At 72.9% G+C, this 16607-nt stretch carries 17 protein-coding genes; 4 read left to right on the plus strand and 13 right to left on the minus strand.

Annotation, left to right across the window (positions count from 1 at the left end):
- From VIU94_RS20015 to VIU94_RS20060, 10 genes are all read right to left on the minus strand, one after another.
- On the minus strand, positions 1 to 779 hold a 779-nt coding region (locus VIU94_RS20015), incomplete at its 3' end, for an inositol monophosphatase family protein (RefSeq protein WP_331913205.1).
- Positions 776 to 1402 carry a 2'-5' RNA ligase family protein gene (locus VIU94_RS20020; protein WP_331913206.1) on the minus strand — a complete coding sequence of 209 codons (627 nt, stop codon included), beginning with the start codon at positions 1400 to 1402 and terminating at the stop codon, positions 776 to 778. The genes VIU94_RS20020 and VIU94_RS20015, both read right to left, overlap by 4 nt.
- The gene (locus VIU94_RS20025; RefSeq protein WP_331913207.1) at positions 1399 to 2256 is read right to left on the minus strand and encodes a carbohydrate kinase family protein; all 858 of its coding nucleotides are present in this window, start codon (positions 2254 to 2256) and stop codon (positions 1399 to 1401) included. The genes VIU94_RS20020 and VIU94_RS20025 overlap by 4 nt, the downstream gene beginning before the upstream one ends.
- Entirely contained in the window at positions 2253 to 3518 is a 1266-nt protein-coding gene (locus VIU94_RS20030; RefSeq protein ID WP_331913208.1) for a DUF4145 domain-containing protein, read from the minus strand. Before VIU94_RS20030 ends, VIU94_RS20025 begins: the two co-directional genes overlap by 4 nt.
- 84 nt (positions 3519 to 3602) lie before the next feature.
- Positions 3603 to 4862, minus strand: a complete 1260-nt coding sequence (locus tag VIU94_RS20035; protein WP_331913209.1) for a hypothetical protein — start codon at positions 4860 to 4862, stop codon at positions 3603 to 3605.
- 138 nt (positions 4863 to 5000) lie between these two features.
- On the minus strand, positions 5001 to 5903 hold the full coding sequence (locus tag VIU94_RS20040) for a tyrosine-protein phosphatase (RefSeq protein ID WP_331913210.1): 903 nt from the start codon (positions 5901 to 5903) through the stop codon (positions 5001 to 5003).
- A gap of 28 nt (positions 5904 to 5931) precedes the next feature.
- Positions 5932 to 6981, minus strand: coding sequence for an NAD(P)H-dependent flavin oxidoreductase (locus VIU94_RS20045; protein ID WP_331913211.1), 1050 nt, complete (start codon positions 6979 to 6981; stop codon positions 5932 to 5934).
- Positions 6981 to 7694, minus strand: coding sequence for a CoA-transferase subunit beta (locus VIU94_RS20050; RefSeq protein ID WP_331913212.1), 714 nt, complete (start codon positions 7692 to 7694; stop codon positions 6981 to 6983). Before VIU94_RS20050 ends, VIU94_RS20045 begins: the two co-directional genes overlap by 1 nt.
- The gene (locus VIU94_RS20055) at positions 7691 to 8557 is read right to left on the minus strand and encodes a CoA transferase subunit A (protein WP_331913213.1); all 867 of its coding nucleotides are present in this window, start codon (positions 8555 to 8557) and stop codon (positions 7691 to 7693) included. Before VIU94_RS20055 ends, VIU94_RS20050 begins: the two co-directional genes overlap by 4 nt.
- Entirely contained in the window at positions 8554 to 9312 is a 759-nt protein-coding gene (locus tag VIU94_RS20060; protein WP_331913214.1) for an enoyl-CoA hydratase family protein, read from the minus strand. The genes VIU94_RS20055 and VIU94_RS20060 overlap by 4 nt, the downstream gene beginning before the upstream one ends.
- 68 nt (positions 9313 to 9380) lie before the next feature.
- On the opposite strand from VIU94_RS20060, the gene VIU94_RS20065 reads away from it, so the two are divergent.
- Together VIU94_RS20065 and VIU94_RS20070 are read left to right on the plus strand one after the other, a co-directional pair.
- Complete coding sequence (locus VIU94_RS20065) at positions 9381 to 10145, plus strand: SDR family oxidoreductase (RefSeq protein ID WP_331913215.1); 765 nt, start codon at positions 9381 to 9383, stop codon at positions 10143 to 10145.
- A 33-nt stretch (positions 10146 to 10178) separates the two neighbouring features.
- Positions 10179 to 11057, plus strand: coding sequence for an SDR family oxidoreductase (locus VIU94_RS20070; RefSeq protein WP_331913216.1), 879 nt, complete (start codon positions 10179 to 10181; stop codon positions 11055 to 11057).
- 132 nt (positions 11058 to 11189) lie between these two features.
- On the opposite strand, the gene VIU94_RS20075 is transcribed toward VIU94_RS20070, so the two are convergent.
- Positions 11190 to 11657, minus strand: coding sequence for a MarR family winged helix-turn-helix transcriptional regulator (locus VIU94_RS20075; RefSeq protein ID WP_331913217.1), 468 nt, complete (start codon positions 11655 to 11657; stop codon positions 11190 to 11192).
- A 125-nt stretch (positions 11658 to 11782) separates the two neighbouring features.
- Between VIU94_RS20075 and VIU94_RS20080 the strand changes: the two genes are divergently transcribed.
- Positions 11783 to 13171, plus strand: a complete 1389-nt coding sequence (locus tag VIU94_RS20080) for an MFS transporter (RefSeq protein ID WP_331913218.1) — start codon at positions 11783 to 11785, stop codon at positions 13169 to 13171.
- 48 nt (positions 13172 to 13219) lie between these two features.
- On the opposite strand, the gene VIU94_RS20085 is transcribed toward VIU94_RS20080, so the two are convergent.
- Both VIU94_RS20085 and VIU94_RS20090 read right to left on the minus strand, forming a co-directional pair.
- Positions 13220 to 14677 (minus strand): ankyrin repeat domain-containing protein, encoded by a 1458-nt coding sequence (locus tag VIU94_RS20085; protein ID WP_331913219.1) that lies wholly within the window; start codon positions 14675 to 14677, stop codon positions 13220 to 13222.
- A 54-nt stretch (positions 14678 to 14731) separates the two neighbouring features.
- Entirely contained in the window at positions 14732 to 15610 is an 879-nt protein-coding gene (locus VIU94_RS20090) for a hypothetical protein (RefSeq protein WP_331913220.1), read from the minus strand.
- A gap of 167 nt (positions 15611 to 15777) precedes the next feature.
- Between VIU94_RS20090 and VIU94_RS20095 the strand changes: the two genes are divergently transcribed.
- The gene (locus tag VIU94_RS20095) at positions 15778 to 16590 is read left to right on the plus strand and encodes a S1 family peptidase (RefSeq protein ID WP_331913221.1); all 813 of its coding nucleotides are present in this window, start codon (positions 15778 to 15780) and stop codon (positions 16588 to 16590) included.
- Positions 16591 to 16607: the final 17 nt, after the last annotated feature.

The following is a 16607-nucleotide window of genomic DNA, read 5'->3' on the forward strand; positions in this document are numbered from 1 at the left end:
CAGGCGCGGGCCTCGCCGGCCCGCGTCCAGCGGTCCAGCAGTTCCCGCGCCACGGAACGGCTCCCCGCCGCGAGGACCGGGGAGCCGAAGGCGAAGTCCGTTCCGTCCGCGCCCAGGACGGCCAGGCCGCGCTCCCGCACCAGGGGGATTCCCGCCGCCACGTCCCAGGGTTTCGGGCCGATGCACAGGCAGGCGTCGAGCCAGCCCTCGGCGACGCCGACCAGGTCCAGGCTCATCGCGCCCATGAGCCGGACCCGGTAGGCCTCGTCGTACAGCGAGGTCAGAAGGGCCCTGGACCGCGGCCGGCCCGCGCCCGTGCCGGTGAGCCCGACGACCGCCCGGGAGAGCTCACGTACGACGTCGGAGGGCTCCGCGGGCCGAGCGGTCGGCATCGCCCCGGCCGTCCAGCGGCGGCCGAGCGCCGGGGCGGCGATCACCCCGAGCCGCGGCACGCCGCCCTCCGCGTACGCGAGCGAGATGCCGTACAGCGGAGCGCCACGAGCGAAGTTCATCGTGCCGTCGACAGGGTCGAGCAGCCAGCACCGGGCCGGCAGCGGGCCCCCGGCGGAGGTCTCCTCGCCGACGACCGGGACGTCCGGGGTCCGCACGCGCAAGAACTCCGAGATCCGGCGCTCGATCTCCACGTCGGCGTCGGTGACTTCCTCCCCCGAGTGCTTGTACCGGGTGCGCGCCCATGCGGCGTCCGCCCCGGCCAGCCATCGCGCCCCCGCGTCGACGGCCTCGCCCGCCACGGCGAGCAGTTCGCGCCGCGGCGTCACCGGGGGGCCAGCGCCCTCTCCTCCAGGATCTCGGCATGGGCGCCGTTCTCGCCCATCACGTAGAAGCTGAAGCGGTCGAAGACCCAGGCCCCCGGCACGTGGACCCGCTCGGGCGCCGACCGGACCAGCTCCTGGGCGACCGTCTCCTCCGCGCGTCCCAGGGTGATGTGCGGCGCGTACGCGGCACCGGTGTACCGGTACCCGTACCGCTCGAAGCTCACCCGCTCGTCCTCCGAGAACCGGGAGACGTCCTTGGCCGCGTCGAACGCCGCCCGGTCGAGATGCGGCGCCAGCGCCTCCACCGTCATCTGCTGGATCTTCTCCAGGAGCGCGGGCCGCTCCAGCGAGAGGAACACCCAGCCGGTCGGCTGGTACACGACCCCCGGCGACGTCAGCGTGATCCGCTCCGGCGCGTCCGCTCCGGCGACGATCCGGTCCAGTTCCGCCGCCGGGTCGAGCGAGTCGAGGAACGGGCCCTGGAACACGGTGACATGCGGAAGGTTGCCGTCGGGGCTCAGGGGTGGCCGCAGCGGATGGTCGCCGCCCACCTCCTGCTGGAGGTGAATGGCGGCGGTGCGGTGTTCCGCGCTGGGCAGCAGGGCGATGCCGAGCCATCTCGTCACGGCTGAGCTCCAATCTTCGTGATCACGTGCAGTGCGGCGTCGAGCCCTCGGCGCAGGCAGGACGCCGGGGCCTCGCCGCTCAACCAGGCCGCGAGGAAACCCGCGTCGAACGCGTCGCCGCCCCCGGTGCGGTCCACCGGATCGACCGGCACGGTCGGCTCCGTGACGACCGTGCCGTCCGGCGACGCCCACAGCGCGCCGGCCGGCCCCAGAGTCAGGATCACATCACCGGCCAGCGCGGCGGCGTACCGCCGGGCCGTGCCCTCCGGGTCGCCGGGCAGGGCGTCCGGCAGCCGTGCGGCCTCGTCCGCGTTCATGAGGTTCAGCGCGCCGGCCCCGAAGGCCGCCCCCATGTCCCGGCCGTTCCACTCCACGGAGACGGAGCGGCCGGCCGCGCGGGCGAGCGACACCAGACGGGCCGGCGCGGGCCTGGGTTCGCCGACGATGTGGACGTGGTCCACGCCCTGGAGGTCCTCCTCCGTGACCGCGGCGATCGCCGCGTCGCGGTCGACCCCGGGGAAGGTCATCATCCGCTTGCCCCCGTCGGCGGCGAGGACGATCGCCATGCCCGTCCGGGCGGCGGGCTCGACGCGGATCAGGCCGGTGTCCACCCCGCCGGCCTGCAGGTCGTCGAGGCACACCCGGCCAAGGAGGTCGTCGCCGACCGCCGACACCAGCCGCACCTCGCAGCCCTGACGGGCCAGCCCCAGCGCCGTGTTGGCGGCGGAGCCGCCCGGCTGGGCGCTGTACTCGCCGCCCCGCAGCTTCTCGTGCTCCTCGGGCAGCCGCCCGGCGTGCACGACGATGTCGAAATTGGTGCCCCCGGCCACGAGGACACGGCGCGGCCGGGTCACGGACGCCCCAGCCGGTAGCTCTCGAACAGGACGTGCCGTACCAGCTCTTCCCTGCTCTCCGGCGTGCTCTCCTGCGGGAACGAGGCATGCGTGACCAGGTCCCGGACGAGTTCCTCGAACCGGGCCTCGTCCGAACCCAGTTCGTGGAAGCAGCGCATGAGCTCCTGGTGCAACTGCTCCGGCCGCACCTTCAGCTCCTCCAGCCAGGCACGGTTGGCCAGCAGGACGTTCGAGGCCGCGGACCGCAGCTTCGCCTGGGCGGCCGCGGGCAGCATCTCGGAGTTGAGCAGCTCGAAGTACGCGCCGTTCTCCCGTGCGTGCATCCGCAGGTTCTGCCCGCCCACCGCCAGGACATCCTCGTTGAGGTGGAACAGCTCCAGGCCGAGGTGGTGCGGGACGTCGAGAATGCGCACGCCCTTCGCGGCGAGACCCGCCTCGTCCGTCGAGAAAGCCCGAAGGATGTTGTCGAACATGTCGCTGTGCTTGGGCACGGCGATCGTCGCCCCTGCGGGATCCCGCAGGAACTCCTCGCCGGTGGTCCGCCCCCAGCGCCCGTTCCGGGCGGCCAGCAGGTAGAAATTGCGGCCGCCCATCGAGTAGCCCACGTGACCGACGCGGACGACCTGGGAGGCGACCTCTTCGTCCGTCTCCATCATGCGCTGCAGCCGCTGCTCGTTGTAGACGGCGACGTCCAACAAGCGCCGCGCGACATCCGTCACGAGGTTGTCCGACCACGGCATCTGCACCGGCACGACACGGTGGTGGCGCCGGCCGAGGAGTTCGTCGAACCCGCAGCCCAGCAACACCGCCTTCACGACGATCAGCGAGGAGTCGGCGAGCCGGGTCGTCCCGGCCTTCTGCTGCAGCACGGACAGCTCGTGCTGGGCCTCGTCCTCGGCGAGCGACGCGGTGGTCCGCCCGTACCAGACCGCCAGCTGAGTCAGTGCGTTGAGGCACGGCTGCACGTCCTCGGCGGATATCTCCTCGTCCGAGGCGTCCTGGGCATGGCTGCCGTAATTGCCGTAGTTCTGGATGGTCCGCACCGCCAGAACGACCTTCGGCGGGACCAGGCCCTTCGCCGTGAGAGTCGTCAACAAGGACTCCAGGGTCGGCTTGGAGCCGACTGCTTGCTGCATGGCGATATCCAACAGGATCGACTCCGCCGCCCTCCGTGCCGTACTGAGGAAGACCTCCGGGTCCGCCTCCGCGTAACGCAAAGCCTTCCGGTACAACCGGATCGGCTCCCCCTCGTTCACCGTCACGTCGTCCGTGCCCTCTTCGCTGTTTTTCGCGGAAGCTATCAAGATCGATCGGCGTGCCGCCAGGCACTTCTCCGCCTTGTTCGGCTAGCGCCGGTCCCCGCTCAACGAGGCCAGGACGATGCGGCCGTAACGGGTGGCGAAGGCGCCGGCGGTGGCGACCAGGGCGCCGCCGAGACCGATCAGCATGTGGACCGGGTCCTCGTCGCCGAGGACCTGCAGGACGCCCAGGGCCGTGCTGAGCGGCAGGCCGAGGATGGTCAGCACACCGAGCGCCGCCGCGATCTGCTGGTTGTCCTGGGTCTGCACGAGCCGGCTGTAGTCGGCGGCCTCGGCGAGGATCTCCGCGAACCGGTCGGACAGCCGGTACTGGGCCTGGAACGCAAGGAGCAGGTCGTTCGCCGGGCCGTGCGCGGTCAGGTGCTGACGCCAGTACGTGCTGCGGAACGCCGCGATGTGGCGCTCCAGGGCGGTCACCCGGCGGGCGAGCCTGCGACCCTCGAAGACGTTGGACAGGCCCTCGGTGAGCTCGTCGATGTGATCGCGCTGGATGGTGCCGAGCAGGATCGCGTCCAGGTACACCGTCCGGCAGTGGAGCGCGGCGAACTCGTAGAAATCCCCGTCGCCGGTGTCGGCGCGATGGCCCAGGAACGCCGCGCCGTGCCGCAGCACCAGGGCGCTCCAGTCGGCCGAGATGCGCACCGTGTCCGCCGTCTGCGCGGGGAACTGCTCCGGCGCGGAGGGAAAGTCCACGTCGGCCGAGCGGGACGCGAGCGACCACAGCCAGCCGTCGGCGCTCTCCGGCATCCGGCCCGCCACGCGCAGTGCGCTCGTGTCCTCCTGGCGCGGGGTGAGGAAGGCGACGGTGTAGGGACGGGCGATCGCGAAAGGCCCCTCGGCGGTCATCGGCTCCGCGATGCCGGCCAGGAGCGTGACCGGGTCGAACGGTCCGTCGAGCGGGTCGGACCCGGCGGTGGGGCGATGGCCGATGGCCCGCAGGGTTGTCAGCAGGGCGGGACCCTTGACCTCGAAGTGCAGGATGGCGAGGGCGTGTTCGGGGTGCTGCGCGGTGGCCGTCTGCAGGATCTCCATCGCCTGCAGCGTCAGATCGCCGTGCACGACGGAGGCGAACGTGTGCCAGCGGCAGGGGCGTTCGGGAGTCCCGTACAGGGCGCGGGCCGCCGCGGGGGTGAAGTACGTCTGCCTGGTCTCCGCGTCGGTCGTGCGGCTGCCGAGCCGGAGCGGCAGGGGGCCGGTCTCCCACGGGGGCGGAGCGGGCAGCCGTACGGGAAAGATGACGGTGACGGTCTGCCGGGCGCCGTTCGCGGTGCTGAGATCGGTACTCAACGGCGGCAATTCTCCAGACGTTCGGTCGATCTCGGGTCGAGGGACTCAGTGAGGTTAACCGCACACGTCGGAAGGGATTCTGACGGGGTGTGAACTGCGGTGCTCGGCGACCCGGGACGGCGGGTCGCCGGTGGGGGGTCAGGAGACGAGGCGGTTCTGGAGGGCTGTGAGGGTGGGGAGGTCCAGGCCCAGGCCTGTCGTGAGGTAGCGGAACATGGTTCCGTAGGCGGACCGGAGCTCTGTCAGGGCGGTGTCCAGGTACTCCTGGCGGACCTCCTGGAGGGGGATGATCAGGTCCGGGTTCTGCATGAGGCCGCCCTGCTTCAGGCCCTCGCGGACCTTCGCGTCGTACGCGGCGCGGAAGGTGTTGGAGGCCAGGTAGTCGGAGACGGCCCACTGGTCCGGGACGCCCAGGGACGTCAGGAGCAGGTAGGTCGTCCAGCCCGTGCGGTCCTTGCCCGAGGTGCAGTGGTAGAGCAGCGGGGCCGCGCCCGGGCGGGCCAGGTCGCGGAGTGTGGCGCCGAAGGCCGCGCGGTTCGCGGCGCTCGTCACGAACGTGCGGTAGACCTCGCGCATGAACGCGGCCGCCCGCCCGTTCCCCAGCATCTGCTCCTGCCGGACCGGGTCGCGCGAACCGATCGCGGCGAGCAGCTGGCCGAACAGGCCGTTGTCGGTGATCTGGCGGGAGACCGCGGCCGGGCCCGCCGGGAGGCGGTCGGGGCCGTCGTACTGCAGCTCCAGCGGGATGCGGAAGTCGACGACCGTGCCGAGGTTCAGCCCGGCGACCGTGGTGATGTCCGCGTTCGTGAGTTTGTTGAGGGCGTCGGCTCGGTAGACCAGGCCCTGACGGACCCTGTCGCCGGTGTACGTGAGGTAGCCGCCCACGTCGCGGACGTTGACCGCGCCCTGGAGGGGGATGTGGCGGATCCCTGCCGTGGTGACTGCTGTGCGGCGGTGCGCGGCCGCCGCCGTGGGAGCCAGCGCGGCTGTCAGGACCGTCGCCGTCGCTGTGCTCAGTAGTGCGCGTCTCGAGAGGTGCATGACTGAACTCCCGTGCGGGGATGAGGGTTCACCCTGGTGATGGCAGGGTGCGGAGCACGTGCTCGGCCTCGGCCATGACGCGGTCGACGAGCTCCGCGCAGGACGGCAGGTCCTCGATCACGCCGGCGACCTGGCCGGATGCCATGACGCCGAGGTCGGTGCGGCCCTCGACCATGGACGCCTTGAGGAGCATGGGGGTGTTCGCGGCGAGCAGGACCTGGCTCCACGTCAGGTCCTTGCCGTGCTTCATCGCCAGCCCGTCGCGGACCATCCGGGTCCACGACAGGCCGGACACCTTGCGGAAGCCGGCGGCGCGGCGCACGGCCTGCGCCAACGCCCGTACTCGGCCCGCCCGTTCGAGCGCCGCCACCATCTCCGTACGGAGCATCCGGTGCGGCAGCCCGTCCACGGCGGTGGTCACGGTGACGTCCTTCACCGTCGCCGCGAGGTACTTCGCCTTCACGGCCTCGGGGACGGTCGAGTCGGAGGTCAGCAGGAAGCGGGTGCCCATCGCGATCCCGGCCGCGCCGTACGACAGCGCCGCGACGAGCCCGCGGCCGTCGTGGAAGCCGCCCGCCGCGACCACCGGAATGTCGACGGCGTCGACGACCTGCGGCAGCAGGACGGTCGTCGCCACCTCGCCGGTGTGCCCGCCGCCCTCCCCGCCCTGCACGATCACCGCGTCCGCGCCCCACGCCGCGACCTTCTCGGCGTGCCGCCGCGCCCCGACCGACGGGACGACGACCACGCCCGCGTCCTTCAGCTCCGCGATCAGTTCGCGGGAGGGGGCCAGTGCGAAGGACGCGACCTTCACACCCTCCTCGACGATGATGCCCACGCGCTCCCGCGCGTCCCCCGCGTCCGCCCGCAGATTGACCCCGAACGGCCTGTTCGTACGGGACTTCACCTCCCGGACGGCGGCGCGCAGCTGCTCCACGGTCATCGTCGCCGAGGCGAGCACCCCGAGCGCGCCGGCCTCCGCGGCGGCGGTCACCAGGCGCGGCCCGGCGACCCAGCCCATGCCCGTCTGGACGATCGGGCAGCGCACCCCGGTCAGCTTCGTGAGCGCGGTCTCCATCAGACCCGGACCTCCCGGTCGCGCACGCCCTTCGGGTCGATCACCTCGCGGATCAGCCGCAGCTCGGCGGCGCTGGGCTCCCGGGTGTACGGGATCTCGCCGTCCGGGACCGTCAGCTCGAAGCCGGTGGCCGCCCGGACCTCGTCGACCGTCACCCCCGGGTGCAGCGACGCCAGCCGCATCGTCCGGTCGGGTGTCTCGAAGTCGAACACGCCGAGGTCGCTGACCACCCGCGGGATGCGGTGGTAGGGGCCGACGGCATGGTCGTACCCGACACCGCTGATCATGTCGACCTGCTCGACGAAGACCCGGGGAGAGTGTTTGGGGACCCAGTAACTCACCGGGTTGTTCAGGGTGTTGGCCGGCGCGCCGCGTACGCCCAGGAGCTGTCGCGCCGGACGCTCCCAGTCGCCGATGCAGGAGATGTTCTGGTTGCCGTGCCGGTCGATCTGGCTCGCGCCCATCATCACGTGCCGCCGGCCGCCGGTGACCATCGTCAGATGCCGGCGGTACGGCAGCCAGCCCTCGACGGAGCCGTCCAGGCCGACGAGCATCGCCTCGCCGTCGGTGAGCAGCAGGTCGGGGGCGAAGCTGCGCTTGGCGAGCCGGGCGCCGAAGGAGGCCACCGGGGACATCGCGGCCGCCAGCACCTCACCGTCGCCCCGCCACGCCTCGGCGCAGGCCACGACACAGTATTCCGCGCGGGTGATCACTGCTGCCGCTCCTTGTGCCAGGCCTCGACGGCGGACTGGTAGTCGTGCTCGGTCGCGCCGGACAGGAACCGCTCGGCGAACTCGGGCCAGGGGGTGGTCGCGTAGAGCTTCTGGAACGGCTCGTCGCGCTCGTAGTCGGGGACGCAGGAGGTGAAGTGCGCGCCGTTCGGGGCCTCGACGACGCCGGTGACGGAGTGCCGGCTCACCAGCAGCGACTGCGGCGGCGCGTCCTTGGTGAGCTCGGCGGTCTCGACGATCCGCTCGCAGGACACGTAAGCGGTGTCGGCGGCCTCGCAGAACAGGTCGTCGAAGTACGGGTCCGGGCCCAGGTACTGGCCGTTGCCGAGCCGGTCCGTCCGGTTGAGGTGGACGAGGGCGGCGTCCATGCGCAGCGCGGGCACGGCGACGAACTCCTCGTGCACGCCGGCGTCGTCGGGGTACGGCGAAGTGACCGTCTTGAGGTTCGGGTTGACCCGCATCACGTCCGAGCCGAGCCCGGCGCGGACCGGCATGAACGGGAGGCGGTTGGCGGCCGCGTGCAGGCCCCACATGAACATCGCCTCGTCGATCTCGGTCAGTTCGAAGGCGCCGCGCTCGCGGGCGGCGCGGAAGTGCGGTTCGAGGGGGATCGAGTCGAGGGTGGCGAAGGCCGCCACGAGCTTGCGGATCCGGCCGGCGGCGGCCAGCAGGCCGACGTCGGGGCCGCCGTACGAGATCACCGTGAGGTCCCGGACCTCGGACCGCAGCAGCGCCCTGACCAGGGCCATCGGCTTGCGGCGGGAGCCCCAGCCGCCGATGCCGATCGTCATCCCGCTGCGCAGCCGCGACACGGCCTCGTCGGGTGTCATGGTCTTGTCGGTCATGCCTCTCGCTCCTTCCCGAACGTCTCCCGGACGCGGTCGGCGACTCCGCTGAGGTTGGCCTCGAAGGTGAAGCCCTGCTCGAAGCGGTAGCTGCGGCGCACGTCGACGGGGTCGATGCCGTTGAGCGCGGCCTTCGCAAGGCGGAGCAGGTAGCCGTCCTTGCGTGCGATCTCGGCCGCCAACTCCAGGGCGGCATCGAGCAGTTCGGTGCGCGGGACCACCTTCCAGACCGAGCCGTGCGCGTGCAGCTCGGCGGCGGTGGCGGTGCGCGAGGTGTAGTACAGCGCTCGCATCAGGTGTTGCGGGACGAGCCGGGCCAGATGGGTCGCGGCGCCGAGCGCGCCCCGGTCCAGCTCCGGCAGCCCGAAGGTCGCGTCCTCGGCGGCGACGATCGCGTCGGCGTTGCCTACCAGGCCGATCCCGCCGCCCAGGCAGAAGCCCTGCACCGCGGCGACGACCGGGACCTCGCACTCGTACACCGCGGCGAACGCGTCCGCGCAGCCGTGGTTGGCGCCGATGAGCGCCGAGTGCCGCCCGGAGCCGTGCTCGCGCTGCATCTCCTTGATGTCGACGCCCGCGTTGAATCCGCGGCCCTCGGCGGCCAGGACCACGCAGCGGTTCTCGGGGTCGCGGCCGGCCGCGCGGACGGCGTCGGCGAGTTCGTGCCAGCCGCGTACGGGCAGCGCGTTGACGGGCGGGAAGTCGACGGTGACGAGGGCGACGCCCTTGTCCGGGCTTGAGGTGGAGACACCCATGAGCGGATCAGCTACCTTTCCACCAAACATTTGTTAGGTGACTGCTTGGCGACGAAAGGTAGCAGCGAATGGAGCTGGACGGGAGGGTCGCCGTCGTCACCGGCGGCACGCGCGGCGTGGGCGCGGGCATCGCCCGGGCCTTTCTGCGGGCCGGCGCGCGGGTCGTCGTCTGCGCGCGCCGGCCGCCGGACGCGCCGCTCGAAGAGGCGGGCCGACAGGCCGAGTTCCGGCCGCTCGACCTGCGCGACGAGCGGGCGGTACGGGACTTCTTCGCCGGGGTCGCGGAGGCGTACGGGCGGCTCGACGTGCTCGTCAACAACGCGGGCGGGACGCCGTACCGGCTGCTGGGGGAGGGGGATGCCGAGCGGCATGCACGGGTCCTCGGGCTCAATCTCATCGCGCCGCTGACCGCCACCCTCGCCGCCCATCCCCATCTGCGGGCCGCGCGCGGTTCGGTCGTGATGATCGGCAGCGTCAGCGGCGCGCGGCCCTCGCCGGGCACCGCCGCGTACGGCGCGGCCAAGGCCGGCCTGGAGAACCTGGCCCGTTCGATGGCCGTCGAATGGGCGCCGGAGGTACGGGTCAACACGCTCGTCCTCGGCATGGTCCGCACCGAACTGTCGTCCCTGCACTACGGGGACGAGGACGGGGTCGCCGCCGTCGCCCGGACCGTCCCGCTGGGCCGGCTCGCCGAACCGGCCGACGTCGGCGAGGCCGCCGTGTTCCTGGCCTCCGACCGGGCGGCGTACGTCTCCGGGGCCTCGCTGCTGGTGCACGGGGGCGGCGAGCGTCCGGCGTTCCTGGATGCGGCGACGGTCAACAAGCAGGGCTGAGTGCCACCGAGTTCACGAGACAGGGGAGCTGGAATGGGAATCTGCGACGGACGGGTCGTGATCGTGACGGGCGCGGGGCGGGGACTGGGCCGGGCGCACGCCCTGGCGTTCGCCGCCGAGGGCGCGCAGGTGGTGGTGAACGACCTCGGGGTCGGGCTCGACGGACGGCCCGGGCCGGACAGCCCGGCCGCCCTCGTCGTCGAGGAGATCCGCGCGGCGGGCGGCGAGGCGGTCGCGCACGGCGGCGACGTCGCGACGGGGGAGGGGGCCGCCTCGCTGGTGGCGACCGCGCTCGACGCCTTCGGCCGGCTCGACACCCTGGTCAACAACGCGGGTTTTCTGCGCGACCGGATGCTGGTCAACCTGGAGGAGGACGACTGGGACGCGGTCATGCGGGTCCATGTGAAGGGCCATTTCCTGCCGCTCAAGCACGCGGCGGCGCATTGGCGCGCGGCGTCGAAGGCGGGGCGCGAGGTGACCGCGCGGGTGATCAACACGACGTCCGGGGCGGGCCTGTTGGGGAGTGTCGGCCAGGGCAACTACGCGGCGGCCAAGGCGGGGATCGTCGGGCTGACGCTGGTCGCGGCGGCGGAGATGGGGCGGTACGGGGTCCAGGTCAACGCGATCGCCCCGGCGGCCCGGACGAGGATGACCGAGGAGGTCTTCGGCGGCCTGGAGGGCGCGCCGGAGGACGTGTCGCCGCTGGTGGTGTGGCTGGGCTCGGCCGCCTCGGCGGGGGTGACGGGGCGCGTCTTCGAGGCGGAGGGCGGCCGGATCACGGTCATGGAGGGCTGGCACGCGGGCCCGACGGCGGACCGCGGAGGCCGGTGGACTCCGACTGAGGCCGGGGAGACGACGCTGAAGCTGCTGGCGGGGGCACGGGAGCCGGGGGCTGTGTATGGGGCGTCATGACCAGGTGGCCGGGGGGGGCGGTGTGCGGGGCGTCGTGAGGAGGCGGCCGGGAAGGCGGTGTGCGGGGCGTCGTGGCGAGGTGGCCGGGAGGGCGGTGTGCGGGGCGTCGTGACGGGGGGATTGCGGTGAGCGCTACTCGGTGAGTCGCCGCGTCGCGGCGCGCTGGCGGGATGTCGCGCCCGTCAGGAAGCGGGTGATCGTCTCCAATTCTTCCGTGCTGAACTCCTCGTAGAGTTCATGCACTTCACGGCCCCAGTCCTCGAACATCGGGGCGATCTCCGCCAGTTTTTCGGGGCGGGGCTCGACGAGCACCCGGCGCTTGTCCGTCGGGTGCTTCACCCTGCGCACGAAGCCCTTGCGCTCCAGACGGTCGACGAGGCCGGTCACCGAGGCGGGGGCGAGGCCGGAGTGCTCGGCGAGTTCCTTCGCGGTCAGGGCGCCGTGCCGCTCGAGGAGGTCGAGCGTCTTCGTCTCGGACGCGCCGAGGTCCAGCTTCGCCGCGATCGCCGTGTGGAAGGCGACGGACGCGGCGCTGGAGTCGCGGCCGACTTCGGTGAGGGCGGCGATCACCTTGGCGCGGCGGGGGCTCTGCTCGCTCATGGCAGCAGGTTCTCACAAATATTTCGTTCGGTCGAACGAAGGACTTGCGATCACGGGCGGATCCGTGTCAGTTTTTATTTCGTTAGGTCGAACGAAATAAATCCGGACCTTCGGAGGGCCGCGCCATGACCACCACAACCGTCGAAACCCCACCCGCCGGCGGCGCGCTCGACCATCCGCGCCGCTGGGCGGCCGCCGTCGTGATGATGGTCGCCGCGCTGATGGACCTGGTGGACGTCACGATCGTCAACGTCGCCCTGCCGTCCATCGGGCAGGACCTCGGCGCGTCGGAGAGCGCGCTGCAGTGGACGGTCTCCGCGTACCTGCTCGGCTTCGCGGCGACCCTGATCGTCGCCGGACGCCTCGGCGACCGGTACGGCCGCAAGGCGCTCTTCCTCAGCGGGACCGTCGGCTTCGGGCTCGCGAGCCTGATGTGCGGGATCGCGCAGACGCCGGGCCAGTTGATCGCGGCGCGGGCGGTGCAGGGCGTCGCGGCGGCGGTGCTGATGCCGCAGGTGCTCGGCTCGTTCCACAGCCTCTTCCAGGGCAAGGAGCGCGGGAAGGTCTTCGGGCTGTACGGCGCGGTGGCCGGCTTCGCCTCGGCGGTCGGACTGCTGCTCGGCGGGGTGCTCACGGACGCGGACCTGTTCGGCCTCGGCTGGCGCAGCGTCTTCCTCGTGAACGTGCCGGTCGCGGCGGTGACGGCGGTCCTCGCGGCGGTCGTCGTGCCGGCGACGCGGGAGCGGTCCGGGGCGCGGCCCGACCTGATCGGCAGCCTGGTCCTCGCGGGCGGCCTCGTCGCGATCGTGCTGCCGCTGGTGCAGGGGCGGGAGTACGGCTGGCCGGTGTGGGGCTGGGCGCTGATGGGTGCGGGCGTCCTGGCGATCGCGGCGCTGGCGCGGCGTCGGACGGTGCTGCCGGGGCGGATGTTCCGGGTGCGGGCCTTCTCGTACGGGCTGGCGGTGCAGCTGCTGTTCGCGCTCGGGATGCAGGGGTTCTTCCTGGTGTACGCGATCTGGCTGCAGGGCGGTCAGCGGTACGCGCCGCTGCAGGCGGGCGTGCTGATGCTGGCGTTCTCGGCGGGCGGCTTCCTGACCGCGCCGGCGGCGGACCCGCTGGCGGAGCGGCTCGGCCGGATCGTCCCGGTGGCGGGCGCGGTGGCGATGGCGGGCGGCTTCGGCTGGGTCTGGGCCGCGATGGACGGTGCGGCGGCGGTGCACACGGCGGCGTGGCCGATGGTGCCGGGCCTGGTCGTCGCGGGAGCGGGGCTCGGGCTGCTGGTGGTCCCGCTGGTCAACATCGTCCTGTCGACCGCGCCGAGCGAGCTGGCGGGCGGGGCGTCGGGCATCTTCACGACGGCCCAGCAGTTCGGCGGGGCGTTGGGGGCGGCGGTGGTGGGCACGGCGTTCTTCTCGGCGGGGTCGGTGGACGCGGCGATGGGCTGGGTCCTGGCGTCGTACGTCGCCGCGGCGCTCCTCGCGCTGGCGCTGCCGCGGCGGGCGGCGTCGGCGTAACGCACAGGGCCCGCCCCCGCGTTCGGGGGCGGGCCCGGTCCGACCACGTCAGCGCGGCGTAGTCCACTCCAGGCGGGCGCGCAGCCGCGGGTCCTGGACGAACTCCAGGGCGGCCAGGGCCGTGTCTCGGGCGGCGCTCTCCGGGGGTTCGGTGGAGAGGAGGCGCAGGAGGGTGTCCACCGCTCTGGGGTCCTGGCGGATGGTCAGGCCTCGGGCGGCTTCGGCTGCGGTGTCCGGGTCTCGGTCGGCGAGGCGGGCTGCCAGGGCCTCGCGGACGGCGGGGGTGTCTCCGGGGACCTCTGCCAGGGCCAGCGTGGCCCAGTCGCGTACGCCCGTGTCCGCGTCGCGGCTCAGGGCGACCAGGGCGTCGACCGCGCGGGCGTCGCCCTCCGGGACCAGGCCGGTCGCCGCCACGGCGACGCGGCGGCGGACGTCCGGGTCGGGGTGGCCGGCGTGGCGCAGGATCTCCGGCAGAGCGGCCGGGTCCGCGAACTGGCCGAGGCCCGCGACCACCGACTCCACCAGCGCACCGTCCCGCGCCTCACGGGACAGCTCCCGCAGCAGCGGCAGCGCCCGCGGCGCGAACTCCCGCAGCTGGCCGAGGACGCTCGCCCCGAACGCCTGCCGCAGCTCGTCCCCCGCCGCCCCGCAGTACGCGGCCGCCGCCCGGAACGTCTCCTCGTCGCCGCGTCGCCACAGCGCCGCCACCGACTCCGTCCAGTCGTCCAGCTCCGGGTCCCCGCACCGCAGCGCCCGCTCCGCCAGCTCCTCGAAGGACGTCCGCAGCCCCAGCTCGCCCTCGAGCAGCGTGACGACCGCCGCGTGCCCGGTCTGCTGCTCGTTCCCCGCCAGCGGCGCCCCGTCCTCCCGCAGCAGCTCGACGATCACGGTGATCCCGCCGTCCTCCGGGACCCGCCGCACCACGGACTCGTACCCCGCCCCGTACATCTCCGTCAGCGAGCGCAGCAGCGTCGCCTCGACGTCGACGCCCAGCCAGTGCCGCGCCTCGCGCAGCGCGTCCTCCACCGGGCCCGCGCCGAAGCCGAGCAGCGCCCGCACGCATCCGGTCGAGCCCCGCCGCGCCGCCGCGACCAAGGGCGGCAGCCCGTCGGGCCCCGGCAGGTTCGGATCCGCGCCGTGCTCCAGGAGGGCCTGCACCGTGTCGGCGTGCCCCTGCCGGACCGCCCAGGCCATGGCCGTGAAGCCGTACGCCTCCTGCCGGTCGGCCCCCGCGCCCGCGGCCAGCAGCGCCCGCGCCACCTCGGTGTGCCCGCCGCACGCCGCCCCGCACAACGGCAGGTCCCCGGCGTCCTGCCCGCTGCTCCGCTCCGGATCCGCCCCGGCCGCCAGCAGGATGCGGACCGCGCCCTGCCGGTTCTGCAGCGCCGCGAGATAGAGGACGGTCTGCCCGTCCTCGTCGGCCGCGTCGGCGGGAGCCCCGGAGCGCAGCAGCCGTACGAGGGCGTCGTCGTCCCCCGCGTACACGGCCTCGAACAGATCGTCCATACACTGACGATCCCCCGCGAAGCCCCCGTTCGCCAAATCCGCCGACCCCCCTCTCTACGGCTCGCAGTCCAGGAGGCTCCGGCACAGTCCGCACCGCGCCCGCACCGGTCGCCCCGCTGCCGGGATCCGGATCCGCTGCCAGCAGGTCGGGCAGTCGAACGAGACCCGCAGCGACGCCCCCGCGCCCTCGAAGGCGTACGGCGCGTCCGGCCCCGCCCGGCCGTGCCGGCGCTCCTTCACGTACCGGTGCCGGCGCGCCCAGCCCGCCCCCGCCAGCGGCGGCCGGCGCGCCTCGCGCTGCGCCCGGTCGCGGCCGCGGGCGTACGCCTCGTACGCCTGCGGGCTGGTGAACCAGGGGGAGGGGTCCTCGCCGAAGACCTCCGCCCGCAGGGCCAGCACGTACCCGAACTCCTCCGGCGTCAGATAGCCGAGCTTCTGGCTGGTCAGCTCGTCCTCGCGGAACGCGTCGAGCAGCAGCCAGCCCGCGCCCAGGTAGGCGGTCACCGTGTCGGTGAGCAGCTCGTTCTCCCGCCGCCCGGGGAAGGCGAGGGCGAGCCGGTGCAGCAGCACATGGGTGATCTCGTGGGCGAGCGCCGCGCCGATGTCCCGGCGATGGCGGCGGAACCTATCGTTCAGCTCGATGAAGTACTCCGGCCCGGCGGCCAGTTCGACGGACGCGGCATGCTCCATCGCCCGGAAGCTCACCACCATCCGCGCCTCCGGCAGCCGCAGGTGCCGCACCAGGGCCCTGGCCACCCGCTGGGTCCCCAGATGGAGGTCCTCGTCGTCGCCGAGGGCCACGTCCGCCGGGGCCACGCTGCCGGCGTAGGCCAGCACGCCGTCCGCCGAAAGGCGCTTGTAGAGCGCGGTGATCGCGCCGTGCACCGTGTCGAGGTGCGGGAATCCGCGTACGACTTCGCTACCGTTCGCCACGATCGGCACCCCCTCCGCGTGTCCTCGCCCCCTCAACTCTACGTGCGGGCCCCGCACGTCCTCATGGCCGAAAAGGCGGTCTTGTGAGCCCCGTACCCCGGTCTCCACAATCGGACCGCACCTTGACGAGCTCATGCCATCCGATGGGTGCGCGCATGGAGCAACGCATGGAACAACCCCCCACGAAAGGCAGTCAGTTGAAGAAGACGTTTGTGCGTTTCCTGCAGAGAGCCGTCGCGGCCGGCGCGGTCGTCCTCGCCGCGGTCAGCCTCCAGCCCACCTCCACCGCCACCGCGGCGACCATGCCGGTCGTCGGCGGCACCCGCGCCGCCCAGGGCGAGTTCCCCTGGATGGTCCGGCTCTCCATGGGCTGCGGCGGCTCGCTGATCACCCCGACGGTCGTCCTCACCGCCGCGCACTGCGTGGACGGATCCGGCCCCAACACCAGCATCACCGCCACCGCCGGGGTCGTCGACCTGCGCAGCAGCAGCGCCATCAAGGTCAAGTCCACCAAGGTCCACCAGGCCCCCGGCTACAACGGGCAGGGCAAGGACTGGGCCCTGATCAAGCTCGCCTCGCCGATCACCTCGGTGCCGACGCTCAAGATCGCCGAGACGACCGCGTACAACAACGGCACGTTCACCGTCGCCGGCTGGGGCGCCACGCGTGAGGGCGGCGCGCAGCAGCGGTACCTGCGCAAGGCGACCGTGCCGTTCGTCTCCGACGCCGAGTGCCAGGCGGCGTACGGCAGCTCCCTCGTCCCCGGCGAGGAGATCTGCGCCGGCTACAACGAGGGCGGCGTCGACACCTGCCAGGGTGACTCGGGCGGCCCGATGTTCCGCCGCGACAGCGCCGGCGCCTGGATCCAGGTCGGCATCGTGAGCTGGGGCGAGGGCTGCGCGCGGGCGGGCTACCCCGGCGTCTACTCCGAGGTGTCCACCTTCGCCTCCGCCATCAAGTCGGCGGCCGCGACTCTGTGACGTCGTAGCGACGGCGT

This window comes from Streptomyces sp. (genome assembly GCF_036566765.1).
Classification (GTDB): Bacteria; Actinomycetota; Actinomycetes; order Streptomycetales; family Streptomycetaceae; genus Streptomyces.